At 62.9% G+C, this 13,290-nt stretch carries 15 protein-coding genes; 14 read left to right on the top strand and 1 reads right to left on the bottom strand.

Features of this window, described 5'->3' with window-relative positions:
• The first annotated feature begins 23 nt into the window (after positions 1-23).
• The 4 genes from H163_RS0100370 (at position 24) to ldtR (ending at position 3,179) form a co-directional block, all read left to right on the top strand.
• Entirely contained in the window at positions 24-1,079 is a 1,056-nt protein-coding gene (locus H163_RS0100370) for an enoyl-CoA hydratase/isomerase family protein (protein ID WP_019962547.1), read from the top strand.
• 55 nt (positions 1,080-1,134) lie between these two features.
• Positions 1,135-1,548: a DUF6163 family protein gene (locus H163_RS0100365; protein WP_019962546.1), complete on the top strand. Its 414-nt coding sequence runs from the start codon at positions 1,135-1,137 to the stop codon at positions 1,546-1,548.
• Positions 1,549-1,593: 45 nt separating this feature from the next.
• Positions 1,594-2,505, top strand: a complete 912-nt coding sequence (gene mmsB / locus H163_RS0100360; RefSeq protein ID WP_280176601.1) for a 3-hydroxyisobutyrate dehydrogenase — start codon at positions 1,594-1,596, stop codon at positions 2,503-2,505.
• Between the two features lie 161 nt (positions 2,506-2,666).
• On the top strand, positions 2,667-3,179 hold the full coding sequence (gene ldtR / locus H163_RS0100355) for a transcriptional regulator LdtR (protein WP_026355281.1): 513 nt from the start codon (positions 2,667-2,669) through the stop codon (positions 3,177-3,179).
• A gap of 89 nt (positions 3,180-3,268) precedes the next feature.
• Here the strand turns inward: ldtR and bla are convergent, their stop codons facing one another.
• Positions 3,269-4,153 carry a class A beta-lactamase gene (bla, locus tag H163_RS0100350; RefSeq protein ID WP_040677842.1) on the bottom strand — a complete coding sequence of 295 codons (885 nt, stop codon included), beginning with the start codon at positions 4,151-4,153 and terminating at the stop codon, positions 3,269-3,271.
• Between the two features lie 144 nt (positions 4,154-4,297).
• Between bla and H163_RS0100345 the strand changes: the two genes are divergently transcribed.
• The 10 genes from H163_RS0100345 (at position 4,298) to thiL (ending at position 13,217) form a co-directional block, all read left to right on the top strand.
• Entirely contained in the window at positions 4,298-5,209 is a 912-nt protein-coding gene (locus H163_RS0100345) for a LysR family transcriptional regulator (protein ID WP_019962542.1), read from the top strand.
• 295 nt (positions 5,210-5,504) lie between these two features.
• Positions 5,505-6,797, top strand: coding sequence for a L,D-transpeptidase family protein (locus H163_RS0100340; protein WP_019962541.1), 1,293 nt, complete (start codon positions 5,505-5,507; stop codon positions 6,795-6,797).
• A 138-nt stretch (positions 6,798-6,935) separates the two neighbouring features.
• The gene (locus tag H163_RS0100335) at positions 6,936-7,160 is read left to right on the top strand and encodes a DUF6898 family protein (RefSeq protein WP_019962540.1); all 225 of its coding nucleotides are present in this window, start codon (positions 6,936-6,938) and stop codon (positions 7,158-7,160) included.
• Positions 7,161-7,369: 209 nt separating this feature from the next.
• On the top strand, positions 7,370-8,677 hold the full coding sequence (glyA, locus tag H163_RS0100330; RefSeq protein ID WP_026355280.1) for a serine hydroxymethyltransferase: 1,308 nt from the start codon (positions 7,370-7,372) through the stop codon (positions 8,675-8,677).
• 168 nt (positions 8,678-8,845) lie between these two features.
• Positions 8,846-9,328, top strand: coding sequence for a transcriptional regulator NrdR (nrdR, locus tag H163_RS0100325; RefSeq protein WP_019962538.1), 483 nt, complete (start codon positions 8,846-8,848; stop codon positions 9,326-9,328).
• The gene (gene ribD / locus H163_RS0100320; protein WP_019962537.1) at positions 9,325-10,494 is read left to right on the top strand and encodes a bifunctional diaminohydroxyphosphoribosylaminopyrimidine deaminase/5-amino-6-(5-phosphoribosylamino)uracil reductase RibD; all 1,170 of its coding nucleotides are present in this window, start codon (positions 9,325-9,327) and stop codon (positions 10,492-10,494) included. The genes nrdR and ribD overlap by 4 nt, the downstream gene beginning before the upstream one ends.
• A gap of 1 nt (position 10,495) precedes the next feature.
• Positions 10,496-11,107 carry a riboflavin synthase gene (locus H163_RS0100315; RefSeq protein ID WP_019962536.1) on the top strand — a complete coding sequence of 204 codons (612 nt, stop codon included), beginning with the start codon at positions 10,496-10,498 and terminating at the stop codon, positions 11,105-11,107.
• Positions 11,108-11,191: 84 nt separating this feature from the next.
• Positions 11,192-11,641, top strand: coding sequence for a 6,7-dimethyl-8-ribityllumazine synthase (gene ribH, locus H163_RS0100310; RefSeq protein ID WP_019962535.1), 450 nt, complete (start codon positions 11,192-11,194; stop codon positions 11,639-11,641).
• Positions 11,642-11,647: 6 nt separating this feature from the next.
• Positions 11,648-12,184 carry a transcription antitermination factor NusB gene (nusB, locus tag H163_RS0100305; protein WP_019962534.1) on the top strand — a complete coding sequence of 179 codons (537 nt, stop codon included), beginning with the start codon at positions 11,648-11,650 and terminating at the stop codon, positions 12,182-12,184.
• A 1-nt stretch (position 12,185) separates the two neighbouring features.
• Positions 12,186-13,217: a thiamine-phosphate kinase gene (gene thiL, locus H163_RS0100300; RefSeq protein ID WP_019962533.1), complete on the top strand. Its 1,032-nt coding sequence runs from the start codon at positions 12,186-12,188 to the stop codon at positions 13,215-13,217.
• The last annotated feature ends 73 nt before the right edge of the window (positions 13,218-13,290 follow it).

Here is a 13,290-nt window from a genome sequence, read left to right as displayed (position 1 = left end):
AGCAACCGGGGAGGCAGAAGAGCATGAGCGAGAGCGCGGACGAGGTTCTGTTCGAGGTGGCGGGGCAGGCGGGGCTGATCTCCCTCAACCGGCCCAAGGCGCTCAATGCGCTCAGCCACGGCATGGTCAAGGCCATCGCCGCCCGGCTGGATGACTGGGAAGCGAACCCGGCCATCACCCGCATCGTGTTGCGCGGCAGCGGCGAGAAGGCCTTCTGCGCAGGCGGCGACATCCGTCAGGTCTATGACATGGGTGTGGGGCAGGGGCTTAAGGGCGCACCGGAGCAGACAAGCTTCTTCGCGGACGAGTACATTCTCAACAGCCGCATCAAGCATTTCCCAAAGCCGTGGGTATCGCTGATCGACGGCATCGTCATGGGCGGCGGTGTCGGCCTGTCGGTGCATGGCTCGCACCGGGTGGGCACGGAAAAAACGCTCTTCGCCATGCCGGAAACCGGTATCGGTTTCTTCCCGGATGTCGGGGGCAGCTTCTTTCTGCCGCGCATGCCGCGCCGCACCGGCTATTATTGCGCGCTGACCTCGGCCCGGCTGAAGCAGGCCGATGCGCTGCTGACCGGGGTGCTCACCCATGCGGTGGCGTCCTCCTCAATTCCGGCGCTGACGGACGCGCTCTGCGCCGGGGAGCCGGTGGATGCAGCGCTTTCCCGTTTTGCGGTGAATGCAGGCCCTGCACCACTGCTTGAAGTGATGGATGAACTGGAGCGCGTTTTCGGTCTCTCCAGCGTTGACCAGATCTGGCAGGCGCTGGCCTCAAGTGATTCAGACTTTGCACGAAATTGCCTGGGGATGCTGGCCTCCAAGTCGCCCACCAGTCTGGCGCTGACCTTCGAGCAGCTGAACCGGGGCGCGGAGCTGGATTTCAACGGCTGCATGCGGATGGAATTCCGCATTGTCAGCGAGATCCTGAAGCACACGGACTTTTATGAGGGCGTGCGCTCCGTGCTGGTGGACCGGGACAATGCACCGCGCTGGCAGGCGGCAAGTCTGGCAGAGGTGGACAGGACGGGGCTGGCGGCTTATTTCGGAAGGCCAGAGGGCGGCGATCTTCCGCTGCCCTGAGTGAAGCGCGGGCACTGGCTAACCAAGCCTGATGCCTCTTCCCGCAAGGCCGGCCATGATCACAAGCTTTCAGGATCTCCTCAAGAACCGCCCGCCCTGGAGCACCGTGCTGCTGTGGTATCTGCGCTGCATGGCGCTGCTGCTGATCGCGGGCGGGGTGATCCACTGGGCCCGCATCGTCGGCTTTACGCCATGGCGCGGTGCGTGGTTCTGGGAAATGCCGGTCGAATGGCAGACGGCGACCGTCTTCTTCGCCGTGCTGGATCTGGTGGCGGCGATCGGCCTCTGGCTGGCGGTGTCCTGGGGCACGGTCATGTGGCTGTTCCGGGCCTTCAGCCAGATCGTCATGCATACGGCCTTTTCCGACATGTTCGGGCGGCGGCCTTACGAGATCACGTTCTATCTGGCGACCATCGGCATCTACCTGCTGCTGGTCTATCTGGTGGAGCAGGAACACAGGAAGAAATAGCCGGACCGCAGATGGCCCAAGCCTGACACGGTTCCGGATGAGACTTTGCGAACCGGGAGGAGTTGCGTCATGGCATCAGTGGGTTTCATCGGTCTTGGCAACATGGGCGGCCCGATGGCGGCCAATCTGGTCAGGGCAGGGCATGCGGTAAAGGGGTTTGACCTGTCGCCGGAGGCCAAGGCCCAGCTGGAGGCCGCAGGCGGCAAGGCGGTCGCATCCGTCGCCGAAGCGGTGCGCGATGCCGATGCCGTGGTTTCCATGCTGCCCGCAGGCAAGCATGTGCGCGCCGTCTACACCGGGGAAGAGGGCGTTCTCGCCAGCGCCCGGCCCGGCACGCTCCTGATCGACAGCTCCACCATCGACGTGGACAGCGCCCGCGCCGTGGCGCAGGCGGCGGCCTCCGCCGGCATGGTCATGGTCGATGCTCCGGTTTCCGGCGGTACCGGCGGAGCGGCCGCAGGAACGCTGACCTTCATGGTGGGCGGCGAGGATGCCGCCTTTGAGCGCGCCAAGCCTTTCCTTGAGGTGATGGGCAAGACCATCGTCCACGCCGGTGGCTCGGGTACCGGTCAGGCCGCCAAGATTTGTAATAACATGATACTCGGCATTTCCATGATCGCGGTTAGTGAAGCGTTTAACCTTGCCGAGCGGCTGGGCCTCGACGCCCAGAAACTTTTCGACATTTCATCCACAGCCTCCGGCCAGTGCTGGTCGCTGACAAGCTACTGCCCGGTGCCCGGTCCCGTGCCGTCCTCGCCTGCCAACCGGGACTACCAGCCGGGCTTCGCGGCGCAGATGATGCTCAAGGATCTCAAGCTTTCCCAAGAGGCGGCGCAGTCCTCCGGTGCGGCAACCCCGCTGGGTGCACAGGCCGCAGCCCTCTATGCCCTCTTCTGCAATTCGGGCCATTCGGGCACGGACTTCTCGGGGATCGTCCGGTTCCTTCGTGGTGAATGAATTCTTTCGATGGATCGAAACAGACGAAAAGTCTCCGGTAAATTTTAAGAGATGATTCAGCGTATCTCTTAAGCGGATTTTAGAAGCGCCTCTGTATGGTCAGTCTCAAGGTGGAAAAAATAACCACCCAATGACAGGTAGAAATATAGAGGCGCAAACAAATGATCTCAGCTAACAGAGCTATGGATGCCGTTGCTCAGGCAGAAGAGGACACGGAACTCAAGCCGCTGTACCTGGAAGCACTGACGCTCGTCGAAAGACTTCACCGCCGTCTTCTTGACGTCATCAAGGACGAGTTCGACCGCATGGGCCGTTCCGACGTGAACAGCGTGCAGGCCCTGCTGCTGTTCAACATCGGCGACAGCGAGCTGACGGCCGGCGAGCTGCGCACCCGCGGTTATTACCTCGGGTCCAACGTCTCCTATAACCTCAAGAAGCTGGTGGAGACCGGTTACATTCATCATCAGCGTTCGCGCATGGACCGCCGTTCGGTCCGTGTCAGCCTGACGCCGAAGGGCCAGGAAGTCGCCAAGATCGTGAATGACCTCTATGAGCGCCACATTCTCTCGGTCGAGCAGGTGGGCGAGATCCATGCCGGTGACTTCGCCATGCTCAACAAGTCGCTGCGCCGCCTGGAGCGTTTCTGGACCGACCAGATCCTCTACCGTCTCTGACCCGCAGGGACTGCAGGCAGCACGAAATGAAAAGGCCCGTACCGGACACCCGGCACGGGCCTTTTCTGTTATGCAGGAGCCAGAAGCGATCAATCCGCCTTGATGACGCCGATCACGGCAGCGCTGATCTCCTGCAATGCCGCGTTCCGGGTGGCGAAGTCCGCTTTGACATCGGATACGAAAATCACGGCGATCCACGGTGCCCGGTCGGGCGGCGTGATCATGGCGATGATGTTGCGGGTCCGGTCGCCGCTGCCGGACTTGTCCGCAATGTGCCAGCCTTCAGGCGCGGTTTTGCGCAGGAGTGCGCCAGTCACGCCGCCGTGGCTCATCCACTCGATCAGCTGATTGCGGGATTGAGGGCTGAGGACATCGCCCAGAAGCAGCTTTTCCAATGCCGCCGACATGGCCGCGGGGGAGGTTGTGTCGCGCGGATCGCCGGCCTTGAACGTGTTCATGTCTGGTTCCAGCCTGTCCAGCCGGCTGACGGTGTCGCCGTTCTGGCGGAAGAACTCTGTCACTGCTTCCGTGCCGCCCAGGCGGTTGATCAGAAGATTTGCGGCTGTGTTGTCGCTCATGTCGATGGTGGCCAGACACAGTTCGCTCAGGGACATGGACTGCCCCACTTTTTTCTCCGTCACAGGTGCATAGGACAGGATATCGGCGCGCAGAATGGGAAGTTCCTCGTCAAGGCTCAGTGTGCCCGCATCTGCTGCTGCCAGAATGGCACCACAGAGCGGGGCCTTGAAGGTGCTGTTCATCAGGAACCGCTCATCGGCACGATTTGTCCATGACCAGCCGCTACCGCTATCATGCAGAACCACGCCCACGCGGGCATTCAGCCGGGATTCGATTTTGGCAACAGTTTCAGCGAGCTGAGCGTCCGACGGGCCTGCTGCCGCCGGGGCTGCCAGCAGCAGGGAGAAGGCAAAAACCTGAGCGGAACGGCGGAGACGGGAAAGTGTTTTTTGCATGATCAATCCTTGGAAATGCCGGGCGTCAGAAAACGCACTTGCGGCTCTCTGACATCAAATGATGTCATGCGTTCCTTCTATTTCGGCTTGCATTCCGGGCTCAAACGACAAATCCTCAGGCGCGGTATTAGGAAAAGTAATGCTATGGACCGGCCCGATATTCCCCTCAATGCGCTGCGTGTCTTTGAAGTTGCCATGCGGCAGGGCAGCTTCACGAAGGCGGCGGTCGAACTGCGCGTGACGCAGGCGGCTGTCAGCCACCAGATCGCGCGGCTGGAGGATCAACTCGGCGTGATCCTGTTCCAGCGCACCTCTCAAGGCCTCGTGCCGACGGACGAGGCGAGGCTGCTTGCGCCGGTTCTGGAACACAGTTTCGATGTGATTGGCCGGACGCTCGACAGGTTTCACGGCAAGCGGCACGTTGAAGTGCTCAGCATCGGCGTCAACACAACCTTTGCCCTTGGCTGGCTGATGCCGAGACTTGAGGCTTTTCACCGCGCCCATCCCGAGATCGACCTGCGGATTTCGACGAACAACAACAGGGTCGAGATCCTGCGTGAAGGCCTGGACATGGCCATCCGTTTTGGTGCCAGCGGCTGGAGCGGGCATGATGCGCTTCCGTTGATGGAGGCACCGCTGTCGCCGCTCTGCGCGCCTCACTTGGCAAACCAGCTCCATGAGCCGGCTGACCTTGCGAATATGCTTCTTTTGCGCAGCTACCGCAGTGCCGAGTGGCCGCAATGGTTTGATGCGGCCCGGACGCCGTCTCCACCGCTGAAGGGGCCGGTCTTTGACAGCTCGGTCGCATTGGCGGAACTGGCCGCCGAAGGTGTGGGAGCTGCGCTGCTGCCTGTTGCGATGTTCCAGCGCCAGATTTGGCAGGGACGGCTCATTCAGCCGTTTCCGGTCTCGGTTTCTGCCGGGCGGTATCTTCTGGTTTGGCCCTCGGACCGTCCGCAGACACGGGCAATGGCGGCCTTCGCGCAGTGGATTGCAGAAGCCTGCGGTCTGCCTGAGCAAACTGCCCCGGCAGCCCATGCAAAAAACGCAGTGTAGCTTTGCAGCACCAGTGTTCGCGTTTCTGGCAAAGATGTGTTTACTGGACATGTTTCGGCCATAAACCCCTGACTAATGAAACTCATGACTGCTGTGCCATGAGCGCAGGCAGGGGCTGACGATTGCGCAGGGGCTTTCCCCGTTTGGGCATGCGGCGGCCGACCGTACTAGGCTGCAATTTGTTAAGCCGCCGTGTGGTTAACTGGAATTCACCGGCTGGCTGCGGCGCAGTGACTGCAGATCAGGGCCGGCCAGGTGAACCTCCACGCGATGCGAAAGGGAGCGACGGGTGTTGTTGCGCAACGGGAATCAGATCACGAAAGTTTCCGCCACTCTGGCCCGTGCGGCTGCTCTGGCAGGGGCGCTGACCGGCATCTGTGCGGGCGTGGCAAACGCCCAGTCGCCGCTGGAAGCTTTGCAGCAGTACAATCAGCGCGCCGAATGGGAAGACCGCTTTGACGCAACGCTGCAGGACCTGCAGTCGATCAAGACCGCGACGCCGACCCTCGCGCCCCAGACGGCCGAATATGTGGCTTCGGCCATCAATCAGTACGCCATGATCGTGCAGCGCGGCGGCTGGGAAACCGTGCCGACGCCCGGCAAGACGCTGCGCATCGGTGCAGAGGACAACATCGTCGCTTCCCTCCGCCGCCGCCTGATCGCATCGGGTGATCTGGAGCAGCAGGCCGGTGTCTCGACCACATTCGATTCCTATGTTGATTCCGCTCTGCGCCGGTTCCAGGTGCGTCACGGCCTCATTCCCGACGGCACGCTGGGGCAGACCACGCTGACGGCGCTGAACATCCCGGCCGATGTGCGCCTGCGCCAGCTGGAAACCAATCTGGTGCGCCTGCGGTCCCTGTCGGGTGATCTGGGTGCGCGTTATGTGATGGTGAACATTCCTGCAGCTGAGATCGAGGCCGTTCAGAATGGCCGCGTCCGCTCGCGCCACACCGCTGTCGTCGGCAAGATCGACCGTCAGACCCCGATCCTGAATTCCAAGGTCTATGAGGTCAACTTCAACCCCTACTGGACCGTGCCGGTTTCGATCATCCGCAAGGACCTGATCCCGAAAATGAAGCAGGATCCGGAGTATCTGGCCAAGAACAAGATCCGTATCTTCGACTGGAAGAACAACGAACTGGCTTGGCAGCAGATCGACTGGAACTCGGACGAGGCCACGAAGTACCAGTTCCGGCAGGATCCGGGCGAGATCAACTCGCTGGGTGCCATCCGCATCAACTTCCACAACACCCATCAGGTGTATCTGCACGACACCCCGTCGAAGACGCTGTTCGGCACCGACAACCGTTTCCATTCGTCTGGTTGCGTGCGCGTGCAGAACGTTCGTGACCTCGTGTCCTGGATGCTGGAATCGACCACGCCGGACTGGAACCGCGCCCGCGTTGACCAGACCATCCGCGACGGCCTGCGGGAAGACGTGAAGCTGAAGACTCAGGTGCCGCTGTACCTGACCTACGTCACGGCCTGGGCCAATGAAGACGGCACGGTGCATTTCCGCGAGGACATCTACAACCGTGATGGCCTTTATGGCGACGTGGCAGAGCTGCAGCTGCCCGGCCAGTGAGCCGCATCATCAGATGAGACTGGAAAAGGGGGCTCTGGCTCCCTTTTTTGTTGCGCCTCAGGCAATGATGCCCATCTGATCCTTCATGGGGCGTGTGTTTCATGTGCCGCCCGTTCTTCTGTCTCTGGAGATGCCAGCATGTCCGGCCATGCCAAGGGTGAAGTCTATCTGGAATTCGTGCCCATCGGCCGTCAGGTCAAGGTGGTGGCAATTGATGCTGCGACCGGCGTTGAAGTGTCGGTGATCGGCCCGGTCAATGCGGCGCAGTCGGACCTGCAGGCGCTGGCTCTTCGCAAGCTGGCAAAGCGTCTGTCGGAGGAGAACGGCACGCCGGAGGTTCCTCGCGGGGGCTGGACGGCGTAAATTCCTGCGCCATTTCCGATATGGATCAGATCAACGCCGGATTTGCGGATCACTGTGACGGTCTGCCACTTGGTTCACCGGAATGCCTATGCTAAGTGCAGGGCTCCCGAAGGGGCCAATGCCGGAGCAATGTCATTTGCCCGCGCTTGGGCGGATAAAAAGGGCGAAGGGGCCCTTTGTGAATCGCTGAAAAGGACCTAGCCATGTCGATGTCGGATACCTTGGCCGGCGAGCCGATCTACACCGGTTTCTTCACTCAATCTCTGGCTGATGCCGATCCGGATATCTTCGGCGCCATCCAGAAGGAAGCCGGCCGTCAGCAGCACGAGATCGAGCTGATCGCCTCCGAAAACATTGTCTCCAAGGCCGTTCTCGAGGCTCAGGGCTCGGTCCTGACCAACAAATATGCCGAAGGTTATCCGGGCAAGCGCTATTACGGCGGTTGCCAGTATGTGGATATCGTCGAGACGCTGGCAATCGAGCGGGCCAAGGAGCTGTTCGGCGCAAAGTTCGCCAACGTGCAGCCGAACTCGGGCAGCCAGATGAACCAGGCCGTCTTCCTGGCGCTGCTGCAGCCGGGCGACACCTTCATGGGCCTTGACCTCAACTCCGGCGGCCACCTGACCCACGGCTCCCCGGTCAACATGTCCGGCAAGTGGTTCAATGTCGTGTCCTACGGCGTGCGCAAGGACGATCATCTGCTCGATATGGAAGAGATCGAGCGTCTGGCGCATGAGCACAAGCCGAAACTGATCGTTGCCGGCGGCACGGCCTATTCGCGCGTCTGGGACTGGAAGAAGTTCCGCGAGATCGCTGATGCAGTCGGCGCCTATCTGATGGTCGACATGGCTCATATCGCCGGTCTTGTGGCTGGCGGCGCGCATCCCTCGCCGGTGCCCCATGCCCATGTCTGCACCTCGACCACGCACAAGTCCCTGCGCGGCCCGCGCGGCGGCCTGATCCTCACCAACGATGAAGACATCGCCAAGAAGATCAATTCCGCCGTGTTCCCCGGTCTTCAGGGCGGCCCGCTGATGCATGTGATTGCCGCCAAGGCTGTTGCCTTCGGTGAAGCGCTGCGTCCGGAGTTCAAGTCCTACGCTGCAGCCGTTGCAGCCAATGCCAAGATGCTGGCCCAGACCCTGCAGGAGCAGGGGCTGAACATCGTCTCCGGCGGCACCGACAACCACCTGATGCTTGTGGATCTGCGCCCGAAGAACGCCACCGGCAAGAAGGCGGAGGCCGCCCTTGGCCGCGCCAACATCACCTGCAACAAGAACGGCATTCCGTTTGACCCGGAAAAGCCCTTCGTCACCTCCGGCGTGCGTCTCGGCACTCCGGCCGGCACGACGCGCGGTTTTGGGCTTGCCGAGTTCCGTGAGATCGGCATGCTGATCACCGAGGTTCTCGACGGATTGAAGGCGGCAAACAGTGAGGAAGGCAACGCGGCTGTGGAAGCTGCGGTGAAGGCCAAGGTGATCGAACTCACCAGCCGCTTCCCGATCTATCCGGCCTGATTGCCTGACTGACGAGTACAAGAACCGGTCCGCGCCCTCCGGCGCGGATCGTTTGCATTTTGAGCGGAATTCGAAGAGCTTACGGCCACCAGATTCTTCGCGCCCAAGCGGTGCTTGTGGCTTGGCAGGGCCCTGTATCTCAGGGCCTTGGTATAAGGAACGGATGACATGCGGTGCCCCTTTTGCGGCGGTGAAGAGACCCAGGTTAAGGATTCGCGCCCGACCGAAGACAACACGGCCATCCGCCGCCGCCGTGTCTGCTCCACCTGCGGGGGGCGGTTCACGACGTTCGAGCGGGTGCAGCTGCGTGAACTGATGGTGGTCAAGCGCTCCGGCCGCCGCGTGCCGTTTGACCGCGAAAAGCTGATGCGTTCCGTCGAAATCGCCGTGCGCAAGCGCCCGGTTGACCCGGAGCGCATCGAGCGTATGGTCAGCGGTATCGTGCGCCAGCTGGAGAGCACCAGCGAAGGCGAGATCACCAGCGAGATGATCGGCACCCATGTGATGGAAGGCCTGAAGACCATCGATGATGTGGCCTATGTGCGCTTTGCATCCGTATACCGGAACTTCCGCGAGGCGCGCGACTTCCGCGAGCTTCTCGGTGAACTGGGCGGCTTGCCCGGCAATGACGAACCCCAGGAGGATGCGTGAGCGAAGCTGAGGCTGTAGCTGTGACGCCCGCCGCCGCCAGCAAGGCTGCGGTGAGCGGGATTGACCGCCGCCTGATGCGCGCCGCTGCTGCCCTTGCAGCGCGGGGGCAGGGGCAGGTCTGGCCCAATCCTTCGGTGGGCGCGCTCATCGTTCAGTTCGAGGACGGCGGACCGGTCATCGTTGGCCGCGGTGTCACCTCCCGCCCCGGCGGCCCTCACGCAGAAGTGAGCGCGCTGCGGCAGGCGGGGGATCTGGCCCGCGGCGCCACCTGCTACGTCACGCTGGAGCCTTGTTCCCATTACGGCCGCACGCCGCCTTGTGCCCTTGCGCTGCGCGAGGCAGGTGTTGCCCGCGTGCTGATCGGCTGTCTCGACCCCAGCCCGCGTGTCGCCGGGCGCGGTGTTGCCATGCTTGAGGAAGCGGGCATTTCCGTCTCCACCGGCGTTGAGGAAGACCTTTGCCGCCTGCTCCATGCCGGCCACCGGCTGCGCGTCACCGACCAGCGCCCGAATGTGGTGCTGAAGCTGGCGCTCTCGGCTGATGGCGGCATTGGCCGCGTTGGAGAGGGGCAGTTGGCGATCACGGGTCCTCTGTCGCGCAATGTGGTGCACGGTTTGCGTGGCAGCTGTGACGCGATTCTTGTCGGCATAGGCACGGCATTAGCCGATGATCCGGAACTGACCTGCCGCATGCCCGGCATGAAGGACCGCTCGCCCGTGCGCGTGGTGCTGGACAAGGATGCAAGGCTGCCGCTGAAGAGCCGTCTCGTTCAGTCTGCCGCCGATGTGCCGGTGTGGCTGGTGACGGGCAATCAGGCCGACCCCGAACGGGTGCAGGCGCTGGCCGATGCGGGCGTGCTGGTGATCCGCGTGCCCGCCAATGAAGAGGGCATTGAGCCGAAGATCGCGCTGACGGCGCTGGCCAACCGGGGCGTGACGCGGCTGATGGTGGAAGGCGGCGCGCGCGTTGCCCGGTCCTTCCTGCAGGCCGGTGTGGTGGACGAGACGTGGATCTTCCACGGCGTGGCCGAACTCGGCGCAGGGCGCATCCTGCCGTTCGACGGCGGGGCAGGCGGCTTTACCGCCGAGTACCCGGATTTCCGTCTGGTTGATACGGCCGTCTACGGGCCGGACAGGCTGCTGCGGTTCCGCCGCAAGGAGAGTTGAGATGTTCACCGGAATTGTCACCGATCTTGGCACCATTGTCTCCGTCACGGATATTCCCGCCGGCAAGCGCACCCGCATTGCCACGTCCTATGACGTGGACACGATCGATATCGGCGCTTCGATTGCCTGCGGCGGCCCGTGCCACACGGTGACGGCCAAGGGGCGCGATGAGACCGGCAACTGGTTCGAGGTGGAAAGCGGCGCGGAGACCCTGCGCCTGACCACGGCGGCGGACTGGACGGCAGGGCAAAAGCTCAATCTGGAGCGCTCCCTCAGCCTTGGCACGGAGCTGGGCGGCCATCTGGTGCTCGGCCATGTGGACGGGCTTGCCCGCATCGTCGAGCGGCGCGACCATCCGGACACGGTCTATTTCCGCTTTGACGCTCCGCGCGCCTTTGCGCCCTTTATCGCCCGCAAGGGATCGGTGGCGCTGGATGGCACGTCGCTGACGGTGAACGAGGTGGAGGGAACGGAGTTTTCCGTCTTCCTCATTCCGCACACGCTGGCGGTAACCACCTGGGCCGAAAGGCAGGTGGGGGACAACGTAAACCTTGAAGTCGACATGATGGCGCGCTATGCCGCGCGCCTTGCCGAATTCCGCGAGCAGGCCTGAGGGGCTCGCCCCCGCAAAAGGCTGGACAAAATCGGGCAGGCATGGTTCCTGACCGCATCTCTCAGACAGAAAGCGACACGACCGATGAGCTCCGCGCCTCACCTCCTGATCATTGAAGCCCGATTCTACGAAGACATCGCTGATGCGCTCTACGAAGGGGCTGCAAAGGCGCTGGACGAGGTGGGCGCGACCCATGACCGGATCGCTGTTCCGGGCGTGCTGGAAATCCCGGCGGCCCTGTCCATGGTGCTGACCTCCATGGAAAACGACGGCACGTTCTATGACGGCTTTGTCGTTCTGGGCTGCGTCATTCGCGGTGAGACGACCCATTACGACATCGTCGCCAATGAATCGGCCCGGGTGCTGATGGATCTCATCGTCGATGCCGACCTTGCCCTCGGCAACGGCATCCTGACGGTGGAAAATGATGAACAGGCCTGGGCCCGCGCCCGGGTGACCGACAAGGACAAGGGCGGTGCTGCCTCGCGCGCAGCGCTGGACATGATCCGTCTTCGGGAACGGCTTGGGGTTTGATCTGACATGACCGGCGAAGCCGATCAGAACAAGGGGCCGGAAATCCGTCCGGCCAACAAGCGTGGTGCCGCCCGTCTCGGGGCGGTGCAGGCGCTTTACCAGATGGATGTGGGCGGCTCCTCGGTGACCGATGTGGTCAACGAGTTCACCGCCTTCCGCCTTGGCAAGGAAGTCGACGGCTACCAGTACCGCGATGCGGACGAGCAGTGGTTCAAGGACATTGTGCGCGGCGTTGTGGCCGAGCAGCTGCGCCTTGACCCGTTCATCCACACCGCGCTGGTGGAAGACTGGCCGCTGAAGCGCATCGACAGCCTGCTGCGTGCCATCCTGCGTGCTGGCAGCTATGAGCTGCTGCGCCGCCGCGATGTGCCGCCGAAGGTGATCATTTCCGAATATATCGACGTGGCGAAGGCCTTCTACGCCGAGGATGAGCCGCGTCTCGTCAACGGCGTGCTGGACCGTCTGGCCCACCAGCTGCGCAGCGCCGAGCTGGAGCCTGTGGCTGAGGCCGACGAAGGTCAGGACGCGCAGGACGGCCAGTAACATGGCTGATGAGGGGGCACAGGCGGGGCTGGGCGAGTTCGATCTGATCGAGCGCTTCTTTGCCCCGCTCGCAACCACCCCCGGCAGTCTTGCGCTGACCGACGACGCCGCCGTGCTGAAGCCCTCCACCGGGCATGAGCTGGTCCTGACCAAGGACATGCTGGCGGCGGATGTCCATTTCTTTGCCAATGATCCGGCTGATCTGGTGGCGCGCAAGGCCTTGCGCGTCAACCTCTCCGACCTTGCCGCCAAGGGCGCAAGGCCTCTCGGCTATCTGCTGGGGCTTGGCCTTGGCGGGGAGATGGCCGATGGCGGGGCCGCGCAATGGCTCACCGGCTTTGCTGCCGGTCTGGCCGTCGATCAGGCGGAATTTGCATTCCCGCTGCTGGGCGGCGATACGATCCGCAGCGGCGAGCGCATGGTCCTGTCCATCACAGCGCTTGGCGAAGTGCCGGAAGGCCGCGCCGTGCGCCGTAATGGCGCGAAGGCGGGCGATCTCGTCTATGTCTCCGGCACCATTGGCGATTCCGCCCTTGGCCTTGCCCTGCGGCTTGACCCGGAGCGGGCACGCAAGCTCGGGCTGTCTGAACCTCATGCAGAGTTTCTGCTGAACCGCTATCTGCTGCCGCAGCCGCGCGTGGCGCTGGCCTCTGCCGTGCTGTCCCATGCTTCCGCCAGCCTCGATATCTCTGACGGGCTCTGCGCCGATGCGGGCCATGTGGCGCGTCATTCGGATGTGGATCTGGTCCTCGATGTGGACAGCGTGCCGCTGTCGGGTGCGGCCCGTGCCGCTCTGGCCACCGATCCGGAGCTTCTCGCCCGCGTGCTGACCGGCGGAGATGACTATGAGCTGTTTGTCTGCGTGCCGCAGGCGCAAGGCCAGACCTTTGAGGCTGATGCGGCAGCTGCCGGTGTACCGGTGGCGCGAATCGGCCGGGTGGAAGCGCCTGCCGCTGACAAGCCAGCTGTCCGTCTGACGCGCAGCGGTCTTCCTTTCACGCTTGCAGGGCAGGGCGGCTTCCGTCATTTTTGAAGCTTGTCCCGGCTTCCTGCCGGGAAGCCATACCTGATCCCCGCAGATTGCCGCGCCAGCCTGTTCTGCCCGG

This window comes from Pannonibacter phragmitetus DSM 14782, from assembly GCF_000382365.1.
Taxonomy (GTDB): domain Bacteria; phylum Pseudomonadota; class Alphaproteobacteria; order Rhizobiales; family Stappiaceae; genus Pannonibacter; species Pannonibacter phragmitetus.
This window is presented reverse-complemented; position numbering and strand designations above follow the sequence as displayed.

Excerpts from the sequence above, each read along its gene's own strand:
- H163_RS0100370 (WP_019962547.1), top strand. The coding sequence starts at position 24 with ATGAGCGAGAGCGCGGACGAGGTTCTGTTCGAGGTGGCGGGGCAGGCG.
- H163_RS0100365 (WP_019962546.1), top strand. The coding sequence starts at position 1,135 with ATGATCACAAGCTTTCAGGATCTCCTCAAGAACCGCCCGCCCTGGAGC.
- ldtR (WP_026355281.1), top strand. The coding sequence starts at position 2,667 with ATGATCTCAGCTAACAGAGCTATGGATGCCGTTGCTCAGGCAGAAGAG.
- bla (WP_040677842.1), bottom strand. The coding sequence starts at position 4,153 with ATGCAAAAAACACTTTCCCGTCTCCGCCGTTCCGCTCAGGTTTTTGCC.
- H163_RS0100345 (WP_019962542.1), top strand. The coding sequence starts at position 4,298 with ATGGACCGGCCCGATATTCCCCTCAATGCGCTGCGTGTCTTTGAAGTT.
- H163_RS0100335 (WP_019962540.1), top strand. The coding sequence starts at position 6,936 with ATGTCCGGCCATGCCAAGGGTGAAGTCTATCTGGAATTCGTGCCCATC.
- glyA (WP_026355280.1), top strand. The coding sequence starts at position 7,370 with ATGTCGGATACCTTGGCCGGCGAGCCGATCTACACCGGTTTCTTCACT.
- nrdR (WP_019962538.1), top strand. The coding sequence starts at position 8,846 with ATGCGGTGCCCCTTTTGCGGCGGTGAAGAGACCCAGGTTAAGGATTCG.
- H163_RS0100315 (WP_019962536.1), top strand. The coding sequence starts at position 10,496 with ATGTTCACCGGAATTGTCACCGATCTTGGCACCATTGTCTCCGTCACG.
- ribH (WP_019962535.1), top strand. The coding sequence starts at position 11,192 with ATGAGCTCCGCGCCTCACCTCCTGATCATTGAAGCCCGATTCTACGAA.
- nusB (WP_019962534.1), top strand. The coding sequence starts at position 11,648 with ATGACCGGCGAAGCCGATCAGAACAAGGGGCCGGAAATCCGTCCGGCC.
- thiL (WP_019962533.1), top strand. The coding sequence starts at position 12,186 with ATGGCTGATGAGGGGGCACAGGCGGGGCTGGGCGAGTTCGATCTGATC.